Below are 23,437 nucleotides of genomic sequence, written 5' to 3'. Positions count from 1 at the left end.
GACCGAATCCCGTGACTGCCGATGCCATCCCCGAACACCCACCCCCCCGAACGAGCGAATCGCCCATCCCGCGATCTTACTGCAGGGTAGGCGAGGCTCTCTGCCGGCGTCTCCCTTCAGGGGAGAGCGTACGGATAGGGCTCGGGGTCGCTGTCGGGCACGGCCGCGCGCCATCCTGGCAACATCCGCGCGATTCCGGTTCCCACGTGGATCTGCGGCATCGAGGCTTCCAGGGAATCCTCGCGCTCCCAACGTTCGATGCGGGTTGCGGCATGGTCGAACGCGGCGGCGAAATCGAGGTCCTGGTTCAAGCCTTCCACCAGGAAGGCGCGACCGAAATCGGTCACCACCGAATCGCTGCCGCAGCCAAAGGACGTCCGGTCCACGCCTGCGGCCGAGATCGCCAGGGTGTCGGGGGTGCGCAGCGCCGGGAGGAATCCGCCGGAGTAGCAGGCGGACACCACGACCACGCGCCAGCGGATGCCCGACTGGTCGAGCGCCTCCCGCAGTTCACCGGGCCGGATGACCGAATCGACGACCGGGAACAGCTGGAGGACCAGCTCGTGGTCCTCGGTGCCGTGGGTGGTGAGGAACAACAGCAGCAGGTCTTCCGCCGGATCCATCTCCTCGCCGATGCGCGCCAGCACGTGCCGCAGGTTGCGCAGTGTCGCCAACGGCCTCGGCGTCCCGCCAAGGCTGTCGGCGTGGTTGACCAGCGATACCACGCGACCGCGGGCATCCATGCGCCGGGATGCGAGCGCCTCCAGGTACGCGACTTCGTTCCGGAACACGTCTTCGTGCCCGTCGCCGGCGAAGCCCACGACGTAGAGATCGGGATGGCCGGATCGCTGCGGCGGCATCGCCTCGAAGATCTCGCCGATCAATCGGGCGTCGCGCTGGGGCCGCGTCTCGCTTCTATCGCGCGCACCGCATGACGCCAGGGGCGCCACCAGCAGCAGCAGCAGGAGCAGGGCGGGCAGCCGGGTCACGCCGCCCTTCGTTCGCGCGGCGGTCGCCAGGCGCGCGCGGTCATGCCGGTGACAGCGCCTCGAAGGACTCCACGCGCCGATGCCCGTTGCAGGCGTCGCCGGTGCGCGGCTCCGGATAGTCGGCCCGGCGGTCCACCAGGACCGTGCGCATGCCCGCCGCCCGCGCCGCATCGAGCTCGGCGACCACATCGGACAGGAACAGGATGCCGGCCGGGTCGCTGGACAGCGCCTCGGCGATGCGCGCATAGCTTCCCGGCTCGCGTTTGCCTCCGATCTCCGTGTCGAAAAAGGCCTTGAACAGCGGCAGGAGGTCGCCGGCGTCGGAATTCCCGAAGAACAGCTTTTGCGCGGCGACCGACCCGGATGAATACACCGCCAGCCGATGCCCGTCCCGGTGCCAGCGCCGGAGCGCATCGGCGGCATCCGCGTAGATGTGCGCGGTGAAGTCAGCCTCGCGGTAACCGGACTTCCACATCATGCCCTGCAGCGCCTTGAGCGCCGTGTGCTTGCGGTCCTCGTCGATCCAACCCTGCAGGACTTCGACGATGACTTCGTCCTTGCAGATGCCACCCTGTTCGGCGGCGACCGCATCCAGCCAGCGCCTGACCTCCGGTTCGTCGCCATGGTCGCGCACGAAGCGAGGCAGTTCGCGGCGGGCGTAGGGGAACAGGACGTCCTTGACGAAGGAAATGCTGCTGGTCGTGCCTTCGATGTCGGTGAGGACGAGGGGTTTCATCGCTTCTCGTACCGGGGGAACCGGCGTGCGATGTCGGTGCCGGTGAAGTGGCCGACCCAGCCATCGGGTTTCTGGAAGAAGCGGATGGCAATGAAATCCGGTTCGGGCCCCATGTCGAACCAGTGGGTGGTCCCGTCGGGCACCGCGATCAGGTCGTCCTTGACGCACTCGACTTCGTAGACCTTGTCGTCCACGTGTAGGGTGAACAGGCCCGAGCCGGCGACGAAGAACCGCACCTCGTCCTCCTCGTGGAAATGCTCGTCCAGGAACTTGCCGCGCATTTCCTCGCGCTGGGGATGGTCCGGCGCGATGCTGACCACGTCGACGGTGGTGAAACCGCGCTCGGCGCTGATGCGGTCGATGTCTTCCTTGTACGCGGCGATGACGTCCTCGGGCGCGGCACCGGCGACGACGGGCTGGTTCGCCTGCCAGCGTTCGAAGGTCACGCCGATCGCGCGCAGCTCGCGGGCGATGGCGTCGAATTCGCTGCTGTCGAACTGGGGCTGGTCGGGGGCATCGTCGGCGAAGATGCGGAGGCGGCTCATGGCGGGGTACCCGGCGGGGATCGGACAGGGTGCCAGCCTAGCAGCCGGCCACGGTGGATTTCGAGTTGCTCCCGGCCGCGGCGATGTTCGAGCCCGGGCATGGTCCATCGGCGACTCGGCCCTGCGACCCGGCCATCAGTGTTCGCGATGCAGCTTGCGCAGCTCCAGCTCGCAGCCGATCAGGAACTCGAACGCCTCCAGGTGCCGCCGCGCCTCGGCCATGTCGCGGCCCCAGGCGTACAGGCCGTGGCCATCGATCAGGTAGCCCCAGAGCGGCCCGGTGTCGAGCAGCGCATCGACCTGGGCCGCCAGCGTCGGCATGTGCTGGGTGTTGGCCAGTACCGGCACGTCGATCGCGGCTTCGTGGGTGGTGTTGCCATGGAACGCCTTGAGCAGCTCGTAGCCTTCCAGGCGCAGGTGCCCCGCGCCCGCGAACAGCCGCGAGGCGACGGTCTGGTTGCGGGAATGGGTATGCAGCACGCAGCCGACGTCGGGCGAGCGGCGGTAGAGCTGCGTGTGCAGCAGCGTTTCGGCCGAAGGCGTGTGGTCGCTTCCCACGGCGCGGCCGTCGAAGTCGACGACCATGATGTCGGCCTCCCGCAGGTGGGCCTTGTCGCGCCCCGACACGGTGATCGCCGCATGGCGATCGTCGAGCCGGCGCGAGAAGTTGCTGCTCGTCGCGGGGGTCCAGCCCAGTGCGGCCAGGTCCCGCACGTTGACGATGATTTCGCCGGCCAGTTCGCAGAGCCGGTGCGTGTCGAAGGGCGGGGCGTCGCTCATGCGGAGGAGTCTAGCGCGGTTCGCCGGCGGCTCCGTCCACGCGCCTGCTGCCGAACCCGCGGTAAGCCGCCCACACCAGCAATGCGACGACCAGCGAGCCGACCAGCGTCGGCACCGGCGTCGAGAAGACCAGCAGGCCGCAGGCGACCAGGGCGCCCATGCCGAGCAACTTTTCCTGCGGGCCGGACGGCAGTTCCGGGCTGCCGAGCAGGAGGCTCAGGCCGGCGGCGATGTAGGCCATCACCACCAGGGTCACGACCATGTTGATGATGGTTTCGAACTGGCCGGAGACCGTGGGCGCGAGGGTGAAGATCGCGATCGCCGTCATCGACGCCGCCACGATGAACAGGCCCCACCCGGCGGATCCGTTGGCGCGCATGCGGCCGAAGATGGCGGGAAGGAAGCCGCGATGCGCGGCGCGCGCGCCCGACTCGCCGCTGACCAGCATCCAGCCGCCCAGGGTGCCGGTGGCCTTCAACCCGGCCGCCGCGGCGATGATCGGGATGGCCCATGCACCGAACATCTCGCCGGCCACCAGGGCGAACGGCGCCCCGGACGCGGCAAGGTCGTCGATCGGCACGATGCCCATCATCAGCACCGACGACACCAGGTACACGACGCCCGCGATGGTGATGCCGCCGATCGTGGCGCGCGGGACGTTGCGGTCGGGGTCGTCGACCACGCCTGCGACCATGGCCCCGGTCTCCAGGCCCACGAATGCCCAGAAGATCGGCGCCAGCGAGCTGAACACCACGGCGGCATCGGAGCGATCGGTGACGTTCCACGCCGCGCGGTAGGTGTCAGTGTCGAAGCTGGCCCAGCCGAAGGTCAGCACCACCGCCACCGGCAGCAGGCCAAGCACGACGCAGAACGACTGGAAGCGCGCAATCGGTCGCGGGCCCATCAGGTTGAGACCGAACATCAGCCAGATCAGCACGATCTGGCCGACCAGGCGCACGCCGGTGCCGTCGCCGAAGGGGAGCAGGATGGCGATGTAGCCGAAGGCCGCCACCGCGATCGCGTTGTTGCCCATCCACGACGAGATCCAGTAGAGCGTCGTGGCCAGGAACCCCATGTCGCGCCCCAGCGCCGGCCGCACGTAGTCGTCGGGCGAGGTGAGATTGGGATACTGGCGGGCGAGCCGCGCGAACGCGCCGCCCAGTGCGATCGCCAGCACCGTGCCCAGCAGCCACGCCAGCGCGGTCACGCCGCCGGACTTGGCAAGCGTCGCCGGCAACAGGAAGAACCCCGAGCCGATCATGTTGTTGGCGACCACGAAGGTGGCCAGGACCGGGCCGATCTTGCGCGCGCGTTCTGCCGTCATCGGGAAGCCTGGGTTGCGTGGATTGGATGGAGAGACGGCCTGCTGTGGCAGGCCGTCGAAGTCTCAGCCCTGCTGCTTGCGCAACTTGCTGTGGCGGTAGCCGTACAGGAAGTAGATCGTGAATCCGAACAGCGTCCAGCCGATGATCAGCGCCAGGTTGGTGGGGTTCTGGACCACGGTGAACACCACCAGCGACAGGCACGACAGCGCGCCAAGCGTGCAGATCACGGGAGCGAACGGCACCTTGAACGGGCGCACCAGGTCCGGTCGCGTATAGCGCAGCACCAGCACGCCGATGCAGACGGTGGCGAAGGCGAGCAGGGTGCCCATCGAGACCAGGTCGCCGAGGATGCCCAGCGGAAACAGCGCCGCGATGATGCTGGCCAGGACGCCGACGACGATGGTCGCCTTGTGCGGCGTGCGGAACTTCGAGTGCACGTCGCCCAGCGACTTGAACAGCAGGCCGTCGCGCGCCATCGCGTACAGGATCCGCGGCAGGCCCATCATCAGCACCAGGATCACCGAGGACAGGCCGGCGACCGCGCCGATCTGCACGATGGTCTTGAGCCACAGCAGGTCGGGGTACGGGCCGAGCGCGGTGGCGACCGGTTCGGCGGTGTTGAGCTGGGCGTACGGGATCATGCCGGTCATCACCGCCGAGACGATGATGTACAGGATGGTGCAGACCACCAGCGAGCCGATGATGCCGATCGGCATGTCGCGTTGCGGGTTCTTGGCTTCCTGCGCCGCGGTGGAGACCGCGTCGAAGCCGATGTAGGCGAAGAACACGATCGACGCGCCGCGCAGCACGCCCATCACGCCGAAGCGGTCGCCGCCCTCGTTGGGCGGGATCAGCGGCTGCCAGTTGGCCGGGTCGACGTGCTGCAGGCCGAAGCCGATGAACATCAGGATCACGATGACCTTCACCGCGACGATGATCGCGTTGGCCGTCGCGGACTGGCGGATGCCGACGTAGCACAGCCAGGCCACCGCCATCGCGATGAGTACCGCAGGCAGGTTGATCAATCCGCCCGTGCGCACGATCTGGCCATCGGAATAGGCCAGGGGCGCGGCCGCCAGCGCCTCGGGCAACTGGATGCCGAAGGTGCCGAGCAATCCGCTGGCGTAACCGGACCAGCCGACCGCGACCGCGGAGGCGGCGAACAGGTATTCGAGCACCAGGCTCCAGCCGACGAACCAGGCCACCGCTTCGCCGAGGGTGGCGTAGGTGTAGCTGTAGGCGCTGCCGGACACCGGGATCATCGCCGCGAATTCCGCATAGCACAGGCCGGCGAAGGCGCAGGCAAGGCCCGCCAGCACGAAGCTGATCATGATCGCCGGGCCGGCGTGGTTGGCGGCCGCGGTTCCCGAGATCACGAAGATGCCGGCGCCGATGATCGCGCCGATGCCGAGCAGGACGAGGTGTCGGGCGGTGAGGACGCGACGCAGGCCGGCTTCGCCCTCGATCGATCCCTCGACCGGTTCGCCCGCGTCGACGTGCGGCTGCGGCTCGACCGGCTTGATGATGAATAGGCCCTTGGACATTCGCGATTCCCCTAGCGTGTGTCGCCTGGCCCGTGGCCGCGGCTTGGATGACGGATGGTGCCGGAGCGGCCGCCACGGCAGCCGACACCATGCCAAAGCGGGCAGGCCGGCACAAGCGTTGTGAACGCGCGCATCCGTTACCCTGTCGGCCCGCCGGCGGATGTTGTGCTGCAGCATGGAGGACATGGGAGTGACGCCACTCGCCACGCAGGTCCAGGACTACCGGTCGCGGTGGCCCGCGGAGTCACGAACGGCGTCGCTGTTCCTCGCCTTGCTGCGCACCGGCGGCGCGGCGATGGCGGCCGACCCCTTCCGGCGCGATCGGCTCGAGGGCCACTTCACCGCCTCTGCCTGGCTGGTCGATCGCGGCGGGACGCGGACCCTGCTCACGCACCACCGCAAGCTCGGCCTCTGGCTGCAACCGGGCGGACACGCGGACGGCGACCGGGACCTCGCGCGCGCCGCGTTGCGCGAGGCCGGGGAGGAAACGGGATTGGCGGGCCTGCAGGTCCTGCCCAGCATCTTCGACCTGGATCGCCACCGGATCCCGGAGTACGCCGGCGTCCCCGCCCACTGGCACTACGACGTGCGTTACGTGGTGCGCGCCGCGGAGGACGAGGACTTCGTGGTCGGCGAGGAGTCGCATGCGCTGGCGTGGCGCGGGATCGCGGACGTCGCGGCGGATGCCAGCGCCGACCCGTCGGTGCGGCGCATGGCCGGGAAGTGGCTGGCGGTCCGGGACTAGGTTCGCAATACCGCACGCGTTGGCCTGTCGGGCGGTCCACGGCGAATGCATTCCAGGGACGGGGCGGCCCCAGCGCCGGATCAGTACAGCACCCGCGTCCGCAGCGTGCCCGGCACGTCCATCAGCGCCGCGCGCAATTTGCCGGCCTCCGTGTCGCCGGTGCTGACGTCGATCACCACGTAACCCACCTTGGCGTCCGTGCGCAGGAACTGGCCGTCGATGTTGATGCCCTGTTGCGAGAACACCTCGTTGATCCGCGACAGCACGCCGGGCACGTTGCGGTGGATGTGCAGCAGGCGATGGCTGCCCTCGTGCTCGGGCAGCGTGACCTCGGGGAAGTTGACCGCCGAGAGCGTGCTGCCGTTGTCGCTGTAACGCACCAGCTTGGCCGCGACCTCGATGCCGATGTTGTCCTGCGCTTCCAGGGTGCTGCCGCCGACGTGGGGGGTGAGGATGACGTTGTCCAGGCCCACCAGCGGGGAGTCGAGGCTCTCGCCGTTGCCCTTGGGCTCGACCGGGAACACGTCGACCGCGGCCCCCGCGACATGGCCCGACTGCAGCGCGGCGGCGAGCGCATCGATGTCGACGACGCTGCCGCGCGAGGCATTGATCAAGTGGACGCCGGGCTTCATCGCGGCGATCTGCTGCTCGCCGATCATCATCCGCGTCGCGGGCGTCTCCGGCACGTGCAGGGTCACCACGTCCGAGCGCGCCAGCAGGTCGGCGAGGTCGGCGGCCGCACGCGCATTGCCCAGCGACAGCTTCGCCTCGATGTCGTGGAACAGCACCTGCATGCCCAGCGACTCGGCCAGCACGCCGACCTGGGTGCCGATATGGCCGTAGCCGACGATGCCGATGGTCTTGCCGCGCGCCTCGTGGCTGCCCTCGGCCGATTTCGACCAGCCGCCACGATGGCACTGCGCGCTTTTCTGCGGGATGCCGCGCAACAGCATGATCGCTTCGGCCAGCACCAGCTCGGCGACGCTGCGGGTGTTGGAGTAGGGCGCGTTGAACGCCGGGATGCCGGCCAGCTCGGCGGCGTCGAGGTCGACCTGGTTGGTGCCGATGCAGAAACAGCCCACCGCCATCAGCCGGCGTGCCTCGGCGAGCACTTCGGCCGTGAGTTGCGTGCGCGAACGGATGCCGACGATGTGGACGTCGGCGATGCGGGCCTTGAGCTCGTCCTCAGGCAGCGACTTGGGATGGACCTCCACCTGGGTGTAGCCGGCCGCGCGGAAGGTCTGCACCGCGCTCTCGCTGATGCCTTCGAGCAGCAGGACCCGGATGTCCTGCCGAGGGTAGGAGGTCTTCTGCATGCAGGTGCCGCGTCGCGGCGGGCCAGTGTGCCAGAAGGCCGGTCGGGTGTTAATGCGCGCGCGGCGCGCGGTCGCCGCCTGCGTGCACCACGCGCCAGGTGCAGTGCGGTCGCGTCGGCGGTGCTGGACGCTGGCATGGGCGGCTGGCACGCTGGGGTCCCCGATTCGGCTGGCCGCCATGACCGATCCGCGCATTGGATCCCTGCAGCAAGCGGTGCCCGCTCTTGTGCTCAAGACGGCCGCCGACGACCTGGTGCATTACGGCCGCGACTGGACGCGCAGGTGGGCGCCGGCGCCGCTCGCGATTGCCTTGCCCGGGGACGCCGGCGAAGTGCAGGCGGTCGTGCGCTGGGCAAGGGCGCACGGCGTCGCGATCGTGCCGTCGGGGGGGCGCACCGGTCTGTCGGGTGGCGCGGTGGCGGCCCATGGCGAGCTCGTGCTGAGCCTGGAGCGCATGCGACGCGTGCTCGGCTTCGATGCCGTCGACCGCACGCTGACCGTGCAGGCAGGCATCACCCTGGAGGCGACCCAATCGGCGGCCGGCGAACAGGGGCTTGCGTACCCGGTGGACTTCGCCGCGCGTGGCTCCTGCTCGATCGGCGGCAACATCGCCACCAACGCGGGCGGGATCCGGGTGCTGCGTTACGGCAATACCCGCGAATGGGTTGCCGGACTGAAACTGGTCACCGGTCACGGCGACCTGCTGGACCTCAACCGCGGCCTGGTCAAGAACTCCAGCGGCTACGACCTGCGCCACCTGGTGATCGGTTCGGAGGGCACGCTCGGCGTCGTGGTCGAGGCCACGCTGCGGCTGGCCGATCCCCCGCCGGAAACCAGCGTGATGCTGCTGGCGCTGCCCTCGTTCGAGTCGCTGATGCAGGTTTTCGCCGAGCTGCGTTCGAGGCTCGAGCTGGAGGCTTTCGAATTCTTCACCGCCCGCGCGTTGCACCACGTCCTGGCCGGGGGCGCGCAGGCTCCGTTCGCGGAGCGGCATCCCTTCTACGTGCTGGCCGAGTTCGCCAGTGGCGGGGACGCGCGGGAAGTCGCCGTGCTCGCCGCGTTCGAGCACTGCACGACACGGGGCTGGGTCGGTGACGGCGTGATCAGCCAAAGCCGGGACCAGGCCGCGCAGCTGTGGCGGCTGCGGGAAGGCATCACCGAAAGCCTCGCGCCACACGCGCCCTACAAGCACGACGTGTCCGTGCGCGTGTCGGCCATGCCGGCGTTCCTCGCCGATGCGCAGGCCTTGCTGGCGCGCGAGTACCCGGAATTCGACGTCGTCTGGTTCGGGCATGTCGGCGACGGCAACCTGCACATCAACGTCCTCAGGCCGGCGCAGATGGACGCCGACGCCTTCGCGGCGCGATGCGGGCAGGTCACCGCGCTGCTCGCCGCCACGCTGCAGAAGCACGGCGGCAGCATCTCCGCCGAGCACGGCATCGGGCTGGCCAAGAAGGACTACTTGGCGTCGACCCGGAGCCCGGAGGAGATCGCGATCATGGCGGGCATCAAGCGCGTGCTCGATCCGGCCGGGATCATGAACCCGGGGAAGATCTTCGACGCCCCTTGAGTGCCGCGCGATGGCGTGGGTCGTGGCAAGCGAGCCCGGCCCGGCCGGCTCGCTTGGTCAGTGGCGAGCGCCTGCCGCCTAGTTGGCGCGGCCCGCGAATTCCCCGGTCGTGGTGTTGACCCAGACCCGCTCGCCGTTGCCGATGTACTCCGGGACCTGGATCTCGACGCCGGTGCTGAGCCTGGCTGGCTTGGGCCGCTTGGTCGCGGTGCCGCCCTTGAGTTCCGGCGGCGTCTCCACGACTTCCAGCTGCACGCTTTGCGGCAGCTGCAGGGCCACGGGCTGGTCGTCGATGAGCTGGACGTAGCAATCCGACAGCGACTCGGTGATGTAGCCGGCGTCCTCGCCGACGACATCGGCACCGAGCGCATAAGGTGTGTAGTCCTCGTCGTCCAGGAACACGAACGCGTCGCCATCCTTGTAGGAGAACGTCGCGGCGCGCCGCGAAAGCTCGACTTCCCTGAGCTCGTCGTCGGCGCTGACGCTCAAGTCGTACTTGCTGCCGCCGGGCACGGAATACAGGGTGAAGCGGAACTTGACGTTGCCGCCGCGGCCCTGCGGGGAGCTGCGTTCGATGTCGCGCACCTGGTAGACGGTGCCGTTGTGCTCGATGACGTTGCCCTTCTTGGTCTCGCTGGCTTTCATGGATGGCTCGATACGGGTGGGTGCAGGATGCGGCCGCTTGCGAGGCCGGCGGGCCGGGCGCGCGTGCCAGCGGTGGAGAGTGCGGGGGCCGTGCGCCTACCTGGGCGCCAGGCGGACCGCGCCGTCGAGGCGGATGGTTTCGCCATTGAGGTAGCGGCTGCCGATGAGGTAGGCGACCAGGTCGGCGAATTCCGTTGGCTGGCCGAGGCGGGACGGGAAGGGAATCGACGCCGACAGGGACTTCTGCACGTCCTCGGGCATGCCGTCGACCATCGGGGTCCAGAAAATGCCCGGTGCGATGGTGTTGACGCGGATGCCGACGCGGGCCAGCTCGCGCGCCATCGGCAAGGTCATGCCGACCACGCCGCCCTTGGAAGCCGAGTAGGCGGCCTGGCCGATCTGTCCCTCGTAGGCGGCGACCGAGGCGGTGTTGATGATCACGCCGCGCTCGCCGTCCTCGCCTGCGTCGTTGTGCTGCATCGCGTCGGCGGCGGCCTTGGCGACGTTGAAGCTGCCGACCAGGTTGACCATCACCGTCGCGGTGAAGTTCTTCAGCGGCATCGGCGCCTCGCGGCCGAGCACCCGTCCCGCGCCGAGGATGCCCGCGCAATTGACCGCCACGTTCAGTCCGCCAAGGAAGTCCCGGGCCACCGCGACGTTGGCGACGACGCCGTCCTCGTCGGTCACGTCGGTGCTGAAGTAGCGGGCCTTGCCTTCGCCCAGGGAGGCGACGGCATCGGCGCCCTTGTCGTCGTTGACGTCGAACAAGGCGACCTTGCCGCCCTTGGCGACCAAGTGGTTGGCCACCGCCAGGCCGAGGCCGGAGACGCCGCCGGTGACGATGGCGCGGACTTGATCGAGTTGCATGGGGATTCCTGCGGGCGGAAAACCGCCATTTTAGTGCAGCCGCGCCATCGACCGCGACCCGGCGACCCGCGTCCGCCCAGGCGTGCCCCGCTAGAGCCCGCGGGCGTACCACGCATTGCAGCCGCCGTGCCCGGTGCTTCCCAGTGGCGCGTCGAGGCGCTGGAAACCGCTGCGCTCGTAGAGCCGGCGGGCAGCATCCATGCCGGCCAGGGTCTCGAGGTAGCAGCGACGGAAGCCGAATCCGCGTGCCGCCTCCAGGCACTGCTCCATCAGCGCATGCCCCGCGCCCAGGCCGCGCAGCTCGGGCAGGAAGTACATCTTGCGCAGTTCGCAGGTGGCCGCGTCCCCGCCCAGCAGCGGCGCCACGCCGCCACCCCCGGCGACCGCGCCGTCGCGCTCGACGACGAAGTACGCAGCGCGCGGCGCGCGGTAGGCGCGGCACATCCAGTCGACCTCGGGGTCGTTGATCGCGAAGCCCTCGCCGGTGGCCCCGAACTCGGGCATCACCGTGCGTATCACGCCGGCGATGGCCGCGTCGTCCCGCGGCTCGATCGGGCGGATGCGGAACGGCTCAGTCCCGGTACGCATGGTCCGGCGCCTGCAGGCGGTGCGCGAACTCGTCGGCCGGCAGGCCGGGCGAGAACAGGAATCCCTGGCCGATCGGCACGCCGAGCTTGAGCAGGAACTTCCGTTGCGCCTCCGACTCGACGCCTTCGGCGACCAGGCCCAGTCCGAGGCTGCGCGCGATGCCGGCCACCGCCTGGCAGACTGCCACGTCCGACTGGTTGCCCGGCACGCCGCTGACGAACAGCTGGCTGAGCTTGAGCCCGTGGATCGGCAATCGGCGCAGGTAGTTCAGCGCGCTGTAGCCCTCGCCGAAGTCGTCGATGGCGAGCATCACGCCCAGGTCGCGCAACTGGGCGAAGGTCCTCAGCGTTTCCGGCGCATCCTCGATCAGCACGCGCTCGGTGAACTCCAGCTCCAGTGCCGAACCGGGCAGCGCGAACTGGTCCAGCGTGGCCTTGACCGTGTTGGCCAGGTCGTCGCCGAGGAACTGGCGGTACGACACGTTGACCGCGACCCGGACGATCCCCAGCCCCGCGTCGCGCCACGCGGCGATCTGGCGGCAGGCCTCGCGCAGGACCCAGCTGCCGATCCGGACGATGTCGCCCGTGGATTCGGCCTGGCCAATGAAATGGTCGGGCCGCATTTCGCCCAGGTGGAAGTTCCGCCAGCGGATCAGCGCCTCGGCGGCGACGATCCGGCCGTGGCGCAGGTCGACCTGTGGCTGGAAGACCAGGTGGAATTCCTCGTTCTCGGCCGCGCGGCGGAGCTGGGTCTCGAAATGCAGGCGGTCGCTCTGCGACTGGGCGAGCGCCGGGGTGAAGGACTGGCGGCCGTTGCGCATGCGGCGCTTGCTGTCGTACATCGCGGCATCGGCGTTCTGGATCAGGGCCTGTGGCCGTTCGCCGTCCACGGGCGCGCGCGCGATGCCGATGCTGGTGGTGATCGCGAACTCCTCCTTGCCGAAGCGGAAGGCCTCGGCGAACGAGGCGAGGATCGCGTCGGCGATGCGTTCGGGGCGGTCGTGGTCGTCGTCGGTGCCGCACACCACGAGGAACTCGTCGCCGCCGAAGCGTGCGATCAGGCCCTCGGTGCCGACGGCCGAGCTGATCCGGGAGGCCGCGCTGGCCAGCAATTCATCGCCCACCGCGTGGCCGAGCACGTCGTTGACCAGCTTGAAGCGATCCAGGTCGATGTAGAGCACGGCCAGCCGCGAGAGGGCCTTGTCCTGCAGCCGTTGTTCGAGCTCGCCGAGGATGGCGTCCCGGTTCAGCAACCCGGTCAGCGGGTCGGTGCGTGCCTGGACGCGCAGGGTTTCCTCGCCCTGCTTGAGCGCGGTGATGTCCTGCAGGGTCCCGGTCAGGCGCACGGCGGCGGCATCGTCGGGGTTGCCGGTTTCCGCCTCGCCGATCACCCGCACCCAGAAGGCGTGGCCGTCGGCATGGGTGCCCTGGAGGTCGAGGTCGAAGCCCGGCCCGCCCCCGCAAGCCGCATCCACGGCCTCCCGCAGCCGGGTGCGATCGCCCGGTCGCAGGCTGTCGATCATGTCCTGCATCGACAGCGCGGTGTGCGCCTGGTCGAGGATCCGCGCGGACTCGTCGGTGAGGTAGAGCTGGTCCTGGCTGCAGTCCCATTCCCATCCGCCGATGTGGGCCAGGGCCTGGACCCGGTCGAACAGGGCGCTGTCGCGCTTGAGTTCGGTGACGTCGGAGAACAGCGAGAGGACTTGCTCAGGCGAATCCCCGCCGGCGGCGTATTGCGGCACCGCGGTCACCGACAGCCACAGCAGCTGGTGCCGGCGGCGGTGGTAGAGGCCGAGCAAGGTGCTCTCGATCTGCTTGCCCGTCCGCAGCGCGCGCATGGCCGGGTATTCCTCCCACGGCATTTCGCTACCGTCTTCCCGGATCGGGCGCCAATGCTCCGGGCGCATCTGCTCGGCGAGGGTCTGCCCGCTGCCGATCCCGAACATGCGCAGGGCGGCGCCGTTGCCGTAGACGAACTCGCCCGCAGCGTTCTGGATGACGATGCCCTTGTCGATGACCTCCATCAACTCGCGGTACCGGACCTCCGCCTCCTGCCGCCGGCTGAGGTCGCGGGCGACCGCGACCAGGCACTTCCGCCCGTCGAGCTCGAAGCCCGCCGAATGCACCTCCACCGGGAACCGGGTGCCGTCGGCCCGCATGTTGGTGACCTCGATGACATAGGTATCCCCCCGGTCCAGTGCTTCCCACACCGGCACCATGTGGCCCCGCGGCAGGTCCGGGTTGAGCACGTCGATGGGCTGGCCGATGATCTCCGAGCGCGGACGCCGGTAGGCGGCCATGCCGGCACGGTTGAGGTCGAGCACGATGCCGTGCTCGTCGATGATGCTGACCGGATCGGGCACCGCGTCGAACAGTGCGTGGTAACGCAGGCGCGCGGTTTCGGCGTCGGTGCTGGCCGAGCGCAAGGCGTCCCGGGCCTGCGCCAGGAGGTCGCGGGCGTGCGCGCTCAGGGTGAGGTCGCGGCACGCGGCATCCAGGGCGGACGCGATCTGCGCGGTGCCATCGTTCGCCGACAGGGTGAGGCTGGCACCTGGCAGCGGAGTCGGCTTCATGCGGCGGCACGCGCCCGGGTGACCTTGCTGCCCGTCGCGCGTCCCAGCTGCGCGGCGAGCCAGCGCCCCGTATCGACCAGGCTGTCGAGGTCGATCCCGGTGTCGATGCCAAGTCCGTGCAGCATGTAGACCACGTCCTCCGTGGCGACGTTGCCGCTGGCGCCCTTGGCGTAGGGGCAGCCACCGGTGCCGGACACCGCGGCGTCGACCACGGCGACGCCTTTCTCCAGGCAGGCGAGCACGTTGGCCAAGCCTTGCCCGTAGGTGTCGTGGAAGTGGACCGCCAGCGCGCCCATCGGGATCTCGCCGGCCACGGCCTGCAGCATCTTCCGCGCCTTGCCGGGCGTGCCGACGCCGATCGTGTCGCCCAGCGAAACCTCGTAACAGCCCATGCCGTGCAGCGTCGTGGCCACTCGCACCACGTCGGCCAGCGGCACCTCGCCCTGGTAGGGACAACCGAGCACGGTCGAGACATACCCGCGCACGGCGATCCCGTCCTCCCTGGCGCGCGCCAGCACCGGCTCGAACCGCTCCAGAGACTCGGCGATGGTCGCGTTGATGTTCTTGCGGCTGAAGGCCTCCGAAGCGGCCGCGAACACGGCGACTTCCTCCACGCCTGCCGCCAACGCGCGCTCGTAGCCTTGTTCGTTGGGCACCAGCACCGGGTAGCGCACCCCCGGCCGGCGGCGGATGCCGGCGTAGACCTCGGCGGCATCGGCCAGCTGCGGCACCCACTTGGGACTGACGAAGCTGGTCGCTTCGATGGCCTGCAGTCCGCTGGCGGACAGGCGGTCGATCAACGCGATCTTCGATGCGGTCGGGACCGGGGTGGCCTCGTTCTGCAGGCCGTCGCGCGGCCCGACCTCGACGATGCGTACCCGTGCCGGCAGCGCCACGCTCAGGTCTCCAGGCTGACCAGCACGGCGTCGGCCTCGACGAAATCCCCCGTGGCCGCATGGAGTCCGGCGACGACGCCATCGCGCGGTGCCTTCAACGCCAGCTCCATCTTCATCGCTTCCATCACCAGCAGCTCCTGTCCTTGCGTGACTTCGTCGCCGGTGGCAACGCGCGTGGCCACGATGCGTCCGGGCATCGGCGCCAGCAACCGGTCGCCGCCGGCATCCGCGGTGCCGCCCTGCAGTTCGAAGGCGGGGACGCGTGCGAACCGCCAGCGTCGGCGGCCATCGTGGAGACGGACGTGGTCGGCGTCGACATCGACGCGATACCGGCGCGCCTGTCCATCAAAACGCGCCGAAAGGTATTGACCGGACAGGCCGTCGTCCTCGAAGCGCGCGCCGGCGACTTCCATGCGCTCCCCGTCGAGGACAATGGCGTATCCGCCATCGCTGCCATGGGCCTCGACGACGTGCCGCAGGTCGGCGTCGCCCAGCACGATGCGCCGCAGCCCGGCATGGCCAAGCCGCCAGCCATCGGCGCGCGCCCACGGCGCGTGCGGGTCGCCACTGCGTTCCGCGGCCTGGCGGGCGTCGCGTTCCCCGGCGAGCAGGTCGGCCACCGCCGCGGCGAGCAAGGCATGGGTCGCTGCATGGGGCGGCGCTTCGGCATCGTCGCCGGTGAACTGTTCGAGCTCTCGGTCCAGCGTGCCGGTGGTGATCGTCGCTTCCGTGACCGCCGGGTGGCGGACCAGCCGCTCCAGGAAGGCGATGTTGGACTTGGGTCCCTCGATCACGCACAGCGCGAGGGCCTCGCGCATGCGTGCGAGCGCCTGCTTGCGGTCGACGTCGTGGACCACCAGCTTGGCGATCATCGGGTCGTAGAAGATGGTGACGGTGTCGCCCTCGACCACGCCGGTATCGACCCGAACGTGTTCCGAAGGCGGCGGCAGGCGCAGCCGTTGCAGCCGGCCGGAGCCGGGCAGGAAGCCGGCGTCGGGGTCCTCCGCGTACAACCGCACTTCGATGGCGTGTCCGCGCTGCACGATGTCATCCTGCGCCAACGGCAAGGGTTCGCCCGCGGCGACGCGCAGCTGCCATTCGACCAGGTCCAGCCCGGTGACCATCTCGGTAACCGGATGCTCGACCTGGAGGCGGGTGTTGATCTCCATGAAGTAGAAGCTGCCGTCGGGCGAGACGATGAACTCCACCGTCCCGGCGTTGGCGTAGTCGATCGCCCGTGCCGCCTGGACCGCGGCGGCGCCCATCCGCTCGCGCAGCCCGGGCGTGACGAAGGGCGACGGCGATTCCTCCAGGACCTTCTGGTAGCGCCTTTGCGCGGAGCACTCGCGCTCGCCCAGGTGGATGATCTCGCCGTGGTGGTCGCCGAAGACCTGGATCTCGATGTGGCGCGGCTGCTCGATGTAACGCTCCAGCAGCACGCGGTCGCGGCCGAAGGCATTGGTCGCCTCGCGCTGGCAGCTCTCAAGTGCAGGCAGGAAGCCATCGAGCCCATGGACCACGCGCATGCCCTTGCCGCCGCCGCCATGCGCGGCCTTGATCATCAGCGGGAAGCCGATCCGCGCCGCTTCGCGCGCCAGCGTCTGCGGAGTCTGGTCGACGCCGGTGTAGCCCGGCACCACGGGCACGCCCGCGGCATCCATCAGTTCCTTTGCACCGGCCTTGCTGCCCATCCTGCGCATCGACGCGGCCTTGGGGCCGACGAACACCAGCCCGGCCGCTTCGACGGCTTCGGCGAAATCGGCGTTCTCGCTGAGGAACCCGTAACCGGGATGGATCGCCTGCGCGCCCGAGCGCTTCGCGACCTCGAGGATCGCCTCGCCGCGCAGGTAGCTCTCCTGGGGTTGGGGGCCGCCGATCGGATGGGCCTCGTCGGCCAGGCGCACGTGCCGGGCGTCGGCATCGGCCTCCGAGAACACCGCGACGGTGCGGATGCCCATGCGTCGCGCGGTGCGCATGATGCGGCAGGCGATCTCGCCGCGATTGGCGATCAGGAGGGTGTGGAACATGCGTCAGTCCTTGGCAGCCCAGGCGGGCGGGCGCTTGTCGAGGAAGGCATTCAGCCCTTCCTGGCCTTCGGGTGAAACGCGCAGCTTGGCGATCAGTGCCGCGGTGGCTGCGTCCAGCGCATCGCGGTCGCCACCGCCGGAGATCGCCCGCACCAGCGCCTTCGCCTGCGCCGCGGCCAGCGGGCCGGCCTTGCACAGCAGGGCCACCTGGCGCTCGACTGCGTCGTCCAGCGCATCGGCGGCGACCACCTCGTGCAACAGGCCGATGCGCCGCGCCTGCGCGGCATCGAACACTTCGGCGCTGGCGAAATATCGCCGCGCATGCCGCGCACCGATCGACGCGATGACGTACGGCGAGATCACCGCGGGAAGGAGGCCGAGCCGGCTCTCGGTCAAACCAAACTTCGCGTCGGTCACGCCGATGGCGATGTCGCAACAGGCCACCAGCCCCACGCCGCCGCCGAAGGCCGCGCCCTGGACGCGCGCGATGGTCGGCTTGGGCAGCTCGTCCAGGGTCCGCATGAACCGGGCCAGGGCGAGGGCATCTTCGCGGTTTTCCGACTCGCTGGCGGAGGCCATGCTGCGCATCCAGTTCAGGTCGGCGCCCGCGGAGAATGACGCGCCCATGGCCGCCAGGACGACGACGCGGACCGCCGCGTCCCCGGCCGCCTCATCGAGGGCGGTGGTCAGTGCCGAGATCAGGCCGGCATCGAAGGCGTTGTGCAGCCCGGGCCGATTGAGGCGCAGTGTCGCGACGGGGCCGTCGCGACAGACCTGCAACGTGTCGGTCATGGTGTCGATCTGCTGGAAGATGCCATGAATCATAGCCTTCCGGCACGACGCGCAGCCCCGGCGCCAGAAGGGATGGTCCGGCCAGGCGGCTGCGAGCACGCCGGGTGGATGGTTCCGCCACCCGGCAGGGCAAGGGTGGCGGCCGATACGCGCAAGCGGAGCGGGCAGGGACGATGCCGCCCCGGTCCTGTCGCGGGAGTCGCCGCGTGCGCATGGCGGATCCAAGGCGTTTCACCGGGCGGAAACGCCGCGCAACCCGGCCGCCACGGCCGCCAACTTGGCTATAATGATAATTATTCCCATCCGGCGTTCACCCTCTTGAAGCTTTGCGCCCTGTCGCCGCGCCGCGCCGCGATCGTCGTCGCCGTCGAGGATGCCTCGCCGACGGATGCGGTCGCGCGCCGGTTGCGCGAACTGGGGTTCGTCGCCGGTGAACGCGTCGAGATCGTGGCGAAGGGGCCGTTCGGCGGCGACCCGCTGCTGGTGCAGGTCGGCTTCACGCGTTTCGCGTTGCGCCGGGCCGAGGCGTCGCGCATCCGCATCGATGCCGATGCGCGCGAGACCGTCGCGTGAGCACCGCCGCCGTGCCCTTGCGGCTGGCCCTGGTCGGCACGCCCAACTGCGGCAAGACCGCGTTGTTCAACCTGCTGACCGGTAGCCGGCAGAAGGTCGCCAACTATGCGGGCGTGACCGTGGAACGCAAGGAGGGCAGGTTGCGCACACCCGCCGGCCGCGACGTCGCGCTCCTCGACCTCCCCGGGGCCTACAGCCTGCACCCGGCCAGCCTCGACGAGGCAATCGCGCGCGACCTGTGCCGCGGCTTCTATCCCGGCGAGCCGGCGCCAGACGCGCTGGTGTGCGTGGTCGACGCCACCAACCTGCGCCTGCACCTGCGTTTCGTGCTGGAGGTCCGTGAACTCGGGCGGCCCATGGTCGTCGCGCTGAACATGGCCGACGTCGCCCGCAGGCGCGGGATCGTCATCGACCGCGAGCGCCTGCAGCAGGCCCTGGGCGTGCCGGTGGTCGATACCGTCGCCGTGCAGCACGACGGGGCTGCCGGCTTGCTGGAGGAGCTGGACCGCAGCCTGGCGAACCTTCGGCCGCCGCCGGTCCGCGATGACACGGGCGGTGCCGCGGAAGCGTCCGGCATGGACGCCGAGCAGCGCCTGCACGACGAGACCCGCCAGCTGCTGGCGGCCGCGGTGCGGATGCCGACCCGGACCGCGCGCGTCGACGATGCGCTCGATCGCTGGCTGCTGCATCCGGCGGCGGGGCTGGCGACGCTCGCGACGATCATGTTCCTGATCTTCCAGGCGGTGTACGCCTGGGCGACGCCGATGATGGACGCCATCGATGCCGGCTTCGGCTGGCTCGGCGGCTGGATCGGCGGGACGATGCCCGAGGGTCCGTTGTCGAGCCTGCTCACCGACGGGATCATCGCCGGTGTCGGCGGGGTGCTGGTGTTCCTGCCGCAGATCCTGATCCTGTTCGCCTTCATCCTGGCGCTGGAGGAGTCGGGCTACCTGCCGCGCGCGGCGTTCCTGCTCGACCGGATGATGGCCTCCGCGGGCCTGTCGGGACGCTCCTTCATCCCGTTGCTGTCGAGTTTCGCCTGTGCGATCCCGGGGATCATGGCCACGCGTTCGATCCAGGACCCGCGCGACCGCATCGCCACGATCATGGTCGCGCCGCTGATGACCTGCTCGGCGCGGCTGCCGGTATACGCCTTGCTGATCGGCGCGTTCATCCCGCAGCAGACGGTGGCCGGCGTGTTCAACCTGCAGGGCCTGGTGCTGTTCGCGCTGTACATGGCCGGCATCCTGAGTGCGCTGGCGGTGTCCTGGGTGATGAAGAAATGGCGGCGCGACGAGGGCGAGCATCCGTTGCTGCTGGAACTGCCGTCGTACCGCCTGCCGCACCCGCGCGACCTGCTGATCGGGCTGTACGAGCGGATGATGATCTTCCTGCGCCGGGTGGGCGGCATCATCCTGTCGCTGACGATCCTGCTGTGGTTCCTGCTCTCGTTCCCGGCGGCGCCCGCGGATGCCGTGGGGCCGGCGATCGACTACAGCTTCGCCGGCCGCATCGGCCACGCGATGACCGCGGTGTTCGCGCCACTGGGATTCAACTGGCAGATCTGCATCGCCCTGATCCCCGGGCTGGCCGCCCGCGAGGTGGCCGTGTCGTCGCTGGCGACCGTCTACGCGCTCTCCGCCAGCGACGACGCCGCCGCGACGCAGGCCTTGACCCCGATCATCAGCGACGGCTGGTCGCTGGCGACCGCGCTATCGCTGCTGGTGTGGTTCATCTACGCACCGCAGTGCATTTCCACGTGGGCGATCATCAAGCGCGAGACCAACTCGTGGCGGATGATGGCCATCAGCGCCGGATACCTGTTCGCGCTGGCCTACCTGGCGTCGTTGCTGACGTACCAGGTCGCCGTGGCGCTGGGGGCAGGGTGACGGTATGACGACGTCCTACGCCTTTCAGTACCTCGTTGTCGCCGGTGCAGTGCTGCTCAGCGCCGGAGGGTTCCTGCACGCGCAGTTCCCTGACGCGACCCGCAGGCTGCGTGCGTCGGCGGCGCTGCCCTTGCTTCGACCGGGGCGGCCGTCCTGGCTGGTGCGCATCGGTCGTTGGCTCGCCCCGCCGCCGACGGGGGGCGTCGAAAACTGCGGCCATTGCAGCGGTTGCGACAAGCCCTAGCCTGCGGCTGGCGTTTGTCGGATCTGCAGGAGCTGCAGGAAAGCCTGGATCTGCGGGATGCCCGGCGCGCAGGACGCGCAGGCAGGGCTTTCAGTGCCGCGTGCCGCGCTTGCCCGCGCGTCGCATGTCGGTGGTCCGCGCCACCTCGACCGCCAGGCTGAAGGTGCGTTCGTCCCCGGCATGCATCGCGCCGACGCCGACCACCTGGTGCGCGAATTCATTGCCCTCGTCGTCGCGGATCGTGAGCACCACGCAGTATTCCCAGGCGCCACCGTCGGCGGGGTGGCGGATGGTGCCTTCCACTTGCAGGGCCGTGGTCGCCTCGGCGGCGCCTGGAGCGGTCGCGGCCGACTCGGTGGAATCGAAGCGCAGGTAGTGGCGGCACGACGGGCAGATCGACGCGCTTTCGAGGATCGTCGTCTTGCAGTGCGGGCAGGTGCGCGTGGCACCTGCCGCACCGGAGCGCGCGTTCACGAGTTGAGTTCGTGTTCTGCCTTGCCGTTGGCCTTGGGCGCGTCGCTGGCCTCCCAGCCGCACTCGACCTGCCCGCGGATCTTGGACCCGGCGGCGACGGTGAGCGAGCCGGCCTTCAGGTCGCCGGTCATCATGGCGCTGTCGAGCAGCTCCACGCGCGCGGCGGATTCGATGTTGCCCTCCAGTTCGCCGGCCACGGTCACCTTGCTGGCGCGCACGCTGCCGTTGAGCTTGGCGTTCTTCTCGATGGTGAGGTCGCCCTTGACGTTGACGTCGCCCTTGAACTTGCCGGCGATGCGGATATGGCCGCTGCCTTCGATCTTGCCTTCGATGGTCAGGTCCGAGGCGATCACCGACTCCTTGACCTCGGCCTGCGCCTGGCTGCGTGGTGGCGCGGCCTGGGTGGGCGAGAACTCAGCCGCGCCCGGCGTCTCGCGCGTCGAAGGCGCCTGCGCATTCTCGTTGGCGTAGGACGGGGAATCTTTCTTGGCGGTATTCGCCTGGTTGAAGATGGCCATGCGGTGCTTCCTCGGGCAGGGACAGGATCGACGGGGGTCGAATCACCAGACTATCACGCGATTCGTGCTAGCGGATTGTGACGCAGCTCACCAAACCCGCCATGCGCCAAGGGCTTGCGGATGGGTGTGGAGGTGGAACATGAACGGCGAATTCGCGGCCACCGCTACATGCGGAAGACGCCGTACCGTGCCGGCAAGATCGGCGCATTCAGCGAGGCGGACAGCCCCAGGCCGAGCACGCGGCGGGTATCGGCCGGGTCGATGATGCCGTCGTCCCAAAGCCTTGCGGTGGCGTACCAGGGGCTGCCCTGGCATTCGTACTGCTCGCGGATGGGGGCCTTGAAGGCCTCTTCCTCGTCCGCGCTCCACGTGCCGCCCTTGCCCTCGATGCCGTCGCGCTTGACCGTGGCCAGGACGCTTGCCGCCTGTTCGCCGCCCATGACGCTGATGCGTGCGTTGGGCCACATCCACAGGAAGCGGGCACCGTAGGCACGACCGCACATCGCGTAGTTGCCGGCGCCGAAGCTGCCGCCGATCACCACCGTGAACTTGGGCACGCTGGAACAGGCCACGGCCGTGACCATCTTCGCCCCATCCTTTGCGATGCCGGCGTTCTCGTATTTCCGGCCGACCATGAACCCGGTGATGTTCTGCAGGAACACCAGCGGGATGCCGCGCTGGTTGCACAGTTCGATGAAGTGCGTGCCCTTCAACGCGCTTTCCGAGAACAGGATGCCGTTGTTGGCCACGATGCCGACCGGGTAGCCGTGCAGGTGCGCGAAGCCGGTCACCAGCGTCTTGCCGTAGCGGGCCTTGAACTCGTCGAAGTCGCTGCCGTCGACGATGCGCGCGATGACCTCGCGGATGTCGAACGGCCGCCGCGTGTCCTTCGGCACGATGCCGTACAGCTCCTCGGCGGCGTGCAGCGGCTCCCGTGGCTCGCGCACCGCCAGCGGCAGCGATTTCCGCCGGTTGAAATTGCCCGCGATCGAGCGCGCGATCTGCAGCGCGTGGCGGTCGTCCTCGGCGAAATGATCGGCGACCCCGGAGACGCTCGTGTGCACGTCCGCGCCGCCAAGGTCCTCGGCATCGACCACCTCGCCGGTCGCGGCCTTCACCAGCGGCGGGCCGCCCAGGAAGATCGTGCCCTGGTCCTTGACGATGATGCTCTCGTCGCACATCGCGGGCACGTAGGCGCCCCCGGCGGTGCAGGACCCCATCACCACGGCGACCTGCGGGATGTTGTCCGCGCTCAGCCGCGCCTGGTTGTAGAAGATGCGGCCGAAATGCTCGCGGTCGGGGAACACCTCGTCCTGCAGCGGCAGGAAGGCGCCGCCGGAATCGACCAGGTAGATGCAGGGCAGGTTGTTCTCGCGGGCCACCTGCTGGGCGCGCAGGTGCTTCTTGACCGTCATGGGGAAATACGTACCGCCCTTCACCGTGGCGTCGTTGGCGACGACCACGCACTCCTGCGCCATGACACGGCCGATCCCGCAGACCATGCCCGCGGCCGGGGCGGCACCGTCGTACATGTCCTCGGCGGCCAGCGGCGCGATCTCCAGGAAGGGCGACCCCGGGTCGAGCAGCGCGGCGATGCGGTCGCGGACCAGCAGCTTGCCGCGGGCGGTGTGCTTCTCGCGCGCCTTGTCCCCGCCGCCGGCGGCGGCACGGCGCAGGCGCTCGTCGAGCTCGGCGACGAGGGACCGGTGCCACTCGGCATTGTCGCGGAACGCCTGCGAGCGTGTATCGAGCTGTGAGCGGATGGTCGCCATCGGGGAGCCTGCTGGTTCGCGATGGGACAG

22 protein-coding genes are annotated in these 23,437 nt (G+C 69.5%); 5 read left to right on the top strand and 17 right to left on the bottom strand.

The genetic code is table 11. The features are described 5' to 3' along the window. Positions 1-116 precede the first annotated feature (116 nt). From ABD970_RS10630 to ABD970_RS10605, 6 genes are all read right to left on the bottom strand, one after another. Entirely contained in the window at positions 117-989 is an 873-nt protein-coding gene (locus ABD970_RS10630) for a C13 family peptidase (protein WP_345295440.1), read from the bottom strand. 40 nt (positions 990-1,029) lie between these two features. After that, complete coding sequence (gene mtnC, locus ABD970_RS10625) at positions 1,030-1,725, bottom strand: acireductone synthase (RefSeq protein WP_345295439.1); 696 nt, start codon at positions 1,723-1,725, stop codon at positions 1,030-1,032. Further along, on the bottom strand, positions 1,722-2,270 hold the full coding sequence (locus ABD970_RS10620) for a 1,2-dihydroxy-3-keto-5-methylthiopentene dioxygenase (protein ID WP_345295438.1): 549 nt from the start codon (positions 2,268-2,270) through the stop codon (positions 1,722-1,724). Before ABD970_RS10620 ends, mtnC begins: the two co-directional genes overlap by 4 nt. Positions 2,271-2,405: 135 nt before the next feature. Beyond that, positions 2,406-3,050 carry a methylthioribulose 1-phosphate dehydratase gene (locus tag ABD970_RS10615; RefSeq protein ID WP_345295437.1) on the bottom strand — a complete coding sequence of 215 codons (645 nt, stop codon included), beginning with the start codon at positions 3,048-3,050 and terminating at the stop codon, positions 2,406-2,408. 10 nt (positions 3,051-3,060) lie between these two features. Then, a complete protein-coding gene (locus ABD970_RS10610; RefSeq protein WP_345295436.1) occupies positions 3,061-4,374 on the bottom strand; it encodes an amino acid permease in 1,314 nt (437 codons plus the stop codon). Between the two features lie 63 nt (positions 4,375-4,437). Beyond that, positions 4,438-5,919, bottom strand: a complete 1,482-nt coding sequence (locus ABD970_RS10605; RefSeq protein WP_345295435.1) for an amino acid permease — start codon at positions 5,917-5,919, stop codon at positions 4,438-4,440. Between the two features lie 184 nt (positions 5,920-6,103). Here ABD970_RS10605 and ABD970_RS10600 point away from each other — a divergent pair, with 184 nt between their 5' ends. Then, positions 6,104-6,664: an NUDIX hydrolase gene (locus ABD970_RS10600; protein WP_345295434.1), complete on the top strand. Its 561-nt coding sequence runs from the start codon at positions 6,104-6,106 to the stop codon at positions 6,662-6,664. 80 nt (positions 6,665-6,744) lie between these two features. Here the strand turns inward: ABD970_RS10600 and serA are convergent, their stop codons facing one another. Further along, positions 6,745-7,980 (bottom strand): phosphoglycerate dehydrogenase, encoded by a 1,236-nt coding sequence (gene serA / locus ABD970_RS10595; RefSeq protein WP_345295433.1) that lies wholly within the window; start codon positions 7,978-7,980, stop codon positions 6,745-6,747. A gap of 178 nt (positions 7,981-8,158) precedes the next feature. Between serA and ABD970_RS10590 the strand changes: the two genes are divergently transcribed. Further along, on the top strand, positions 8,159-9,550 hold the full coding sequence (locus ABD970_RS10590) for an FAD-binding oxidoreductase (RefSeq protein ID WP_345295432.1): 1,392 nt from the start codon (positions 8,159-8,161) through the stop codon (positions 9,548-9,550). 78 nt (positions 9,551-9,628) lie between these two features. Here ABD970_RS10590 and yeiP read toward each other — a convergent pair whose 3' ends face one another. The 7 genes from yeiP to ABD970_RS10555 all read right to left on the bottom strand — a co-directional run bounded on the left by yeiP (position 9,629) and on the right by ABD970_RS10555 (position 17,937). Next, on the bottom strand, positions 9,629-10,195 hold the full coding sequence (yeiP, locus tag ABD970_RS10585; RefSeq protein WP_345295431.1) for an elongation factor P-like protein YeiP: 567 nt from the start codon (positions 10,193-10,195) through the stop codon (positions 9,629-9,631). Positions 10,196-10,291: 96 nt separating this feature from the next. Next, complete coding sequence (locus tag ABD970_RS10580) at positions 10,292-11,062, bottom strand: SDR family NAD(P)-dependent oxidoreductase (protein WP_345295430.1); 771 nt, start codon at positions 11,060-11,062, stop codon at positions 10,292-10,294. A gap of 90 nt (positions 11,063-11,152) precedes the next feature. After that, positions 11,153-11,650 carry a GNAT family N-acetyltransferase gene (locus ABD970_RS10575; protein ID WP_345295429.1) on the bottom strand — a complete coding sequence of 166 codons (498 nt, stop codon included), beginning with the start codon at positions 11,648-11,650 and terminating at the stop codon, positions 11,153-11,155. After that, a complete protein-coding gene (locus ABD970_RS10570; protein ID WP_345295428.1) occupies positions 11,634-14,222 on the bottom strand; it encodes a sensor domain-containing protein in 2,589 nt (862 codons plus the stop codon). The genes ABD970_RS10575 and ABD970_RS10570 overlap by 17 nt, the downstream gene beginning before the upstream one ends. Then, positions 14,219-15,112, bottom strand: coding sequence for a hydroxymethylglutaryl-CoA lyase (locus ABD970_RS10565; RefSeq protein ID WP_345295716.1), 894 nt, complete (start codon positions 15,110-15,112; stop codon positions 14,219-14,221). Before ABD970_RS10565 ends, ABD970_RS10570 begins: the two co-directional genes overlap by 4 nt. 8 nt (positions 15,113-15,120) lie before the next feature. After that, positions 15,121-17,145: an ATP-binding protein gene (locus tag ABD970_RS10560; RefSeq protein ID WP_345295427.1), complete on the bottom strand. Its 2,025-nt coding sequence runs from the start codon at positions 17,143-17,145 to the stop codon at positions 15,121-15,123. Positions 17,146-17,148: 3 nt separating this feature from the next. Continuing rightward, complete coding sequence (locus ABD970_RS10555) at positions 17,149-17,937, bottom strand: enoyl-CoA hydratase-related protein (RefSeq protein ID WP_345295426.1); 789 nt, start codon at positions 17,935-17,937, stop codon at positions 17,149-17,151. Positions 17,938-18,255: 318 nt separating this feature from the next. Here ABD970_RS10555 and ABD970_RS10550 point away from each other — a divergent pair, with 318 nt between their 5' ends. Genes ABD970_RS10550 through ABD970_RS10540 form a run of 3 tightly spaced genes read left to right on the top strand, consistent with a single transcriptional unit; the run spans position 18,256 to position 20,643 of the window. Then, positions 18,256-18,510 (top strand): FeoA family protein, encoded by a 255-nt coding sequence (locus ABD970_RS10550; protein ID WP_345295425.1) that lies wholly within the window; start codon positions 18,256-18,258, stop codon positions 18,508-18,510. Continuing rightward, positions 18,507-20,399, top strand: coding sequence for a ferrous iron transport protein B (feoB, locus tag ABD970_RS10545; protein ID WP_345295424.1), 1,893 nt, complete (start codon positions 18,507-18,509; stop codon positions 20,397-20,399). Before ABD970_RS10550 ends, feoB begins: the two co-directional genes overlap by 4 nt. Before the next feature lie 4 nt (positions 20,400-20,403). Next, on the top strand, positions 20,404-20,643 hold the full coding sequence (locus ABD970_RS10540; RefSeq protein WP_345295423.1) for a DUF6587 family protein: 240 nt from the start codon (positions 20,404-20,406) through the stop codon (positions 20,641-20,643). Between the two features lie 90 nt (positions 20,644-20,733). Here the strand turns inward: ABD970_RS10540 and ABD970_RS10535 are convergent, their stop codons facing one another. From ABD970_RS10535 to ABD970_RS10525, 3 genes are all read right to left on the bottom strand, one after another. Further along, positions 20,734-21,117, bottom strand: coding sequence for a hypothetical protein (locus tag ABD970_RS10535; protein WP_345295422.1), 384 nt, complete (start codon positions 21,115-21,117; stop codon positions 20,734-20,736). Beyond that, positions 21,114-21,635, bottom strand: coding sequence for a bactofilin family protein (locus ABD970_RS10530; protein ID WP_425563082.1), 522 nt, complete (start codon positions 21,633-21,635; stop codon positions 21,114-21,116). Before ABD970_RS10530 ends, ABD970_RS10535 begins: the two co-directional genes overlap by 4 nt. Before the next feature lie 164 nt (positions 21,636-21,799). Next, positions 21,800-23,407 (bottom strand): carboxyl transferase domain-containing protein, encoded by a 1,608-nt coding sequence (locus tag ABD970_RS10525; RefSeq protein ID WP_345295421.1) that lies wholly within the window; start codon positions 23,405-23,407, stop codon positions 21,800-21,802. Positions 23,408-23,437: the final 30 nt, after the last annotated feature.

The organism is Luteimonas vadosa, from assembly GCF_039543545.1.
In the GTDB taxonomy this organism is placed as follows: domain Bacteria; phylum Pseudomonadota; class Gammaproteobacteria; order Xanthomonadales; family Xanthomonadaceae; genus Luteimonas; species Luteimonas vadosa.
Note: the sequence above shows the minus strand (reverse complement) of the source record. Positions and strands in the feature narration are given on the sequence as shown.

Bases quoted from the DNA above. Each gene is read 5' to 3' on its own strand.
- ABD970_RS10590 (WP_345295432.1), top strand. From the start codon at position 8,159: ATGACCGATCCGCGCATTGGATCCCTGCAGCAAGCGGTGCCCGCTCTT.
- ABD970_RS10610 (WP_345295436.1), bottom strand. From the start codon at position 4,374: ATGACGGCAGAACGCGCGCGCAAGATCGGCCCGGTCCTGGCCACCTTC.
- ABD970_RS10555 (WP_345295426.1), bottom strand. From the start codon at position 17,937: ATGACCGACACGTTGCAGGTCTGTCGCGACGGCCCCGTCGCGACACTG.
- ABD970_RS10580 (WP_345295430.1), bottom strand. From the start codon at position 11,062: ATGCAACTCGATCAAGTCCGCGCCATCGTCACCGGCGGCGTCTCCGGC.
- ABD970_RS10575 (WP_345295429.1), bottom strand. From the start codon at position 11,650: ATGCGTACCGGGACTGAGCCGTTCCGCATCCGCCCGATCGAGCCGCGG.
- ABD970_RS10540 (WP_345295423.1), top strand. From the start codon at position 20,404: ATGACGACGTCCTACGCCTTTCAGTACCTCGTTGTCGCCGGTGCAGTG.
- yeiP (WP_345295431.1), bottom strand. From the start codon at position 10,195: ATGAAAGCCAGCGAGACCAAGAAGGGCAACGTCATCGAGCACAACGGC.
- ABD970_RS10525 (WP_345295421.1), bottom strand. From the start codon at position 23,407: ATGGCGACCATCCGCTCACAGCTCGATACACGCTCGCAGGCGTTCCGC.
- ABD970_RS10560 (WP_345295427.1), bottom strand. From the start codon at position 17,145: ATGTTCCACACCCTCCTGATCGCCAATCGCGGCGAGATCGCCTGCCGC.
- ABD970_RS10615 (WP_345295437.1), bottom strand. From the start codon at position 3,050: ATGAGCGACGCCCCGCCCTTCGACACGCACCGGCTCTGCGAACTGGCC.
- ABD970_RS10530 (WP_425563082.1), bottom strand. From the start codon at position 21,635: ATGGCCATCTTCAACCAGGCGAATACCGCCAAGAAAGATTCCCCGTCC.
- ABD970_RS10620 (WP_345295438.1), bottom strand. From the start codon at position 2,270: ATGAGCCGCCTCCGCATCTTCGCCGACGATGCCCCCGACCAGCCCCAG.
- ABD970_RS10570 (WP_345295428.1), bottom strand. From the start codon at position 14,222: ATGAAGCCGACTCCGCTGCCAGGTGCCAGCCTCACCCTGTCGGCGAAC.
- mtnC (WP_345295439.1), bottom strand. From the start codon at position 1,725: ATGAAACCCCTCGTCCTCACCGACATCGAAGGCACGACCAGCAGCATT.
- ABD970_RS10600 (WP_345295434.1), top strand. From the start codon at position 6,104: ATGGGAGTGACGCCACTCGCCACGCAGGTCCAGGACTACCGGTCGCGG.
- ABD970_RS10605 (WP_345295435.1), bottom strand. From the start codon at position 5,919: ATGTCCAAGGGCCTATTCATCATCAAGCCGGTCGAGCCGCAGCCGCAC.
- serA (WP_345295433.1), bottom strand. From the start codon at position 7,980: ATGCAGAAGACCTCCTACCCTCGGCAGGACATCCGGGTCCTGCTGCTC.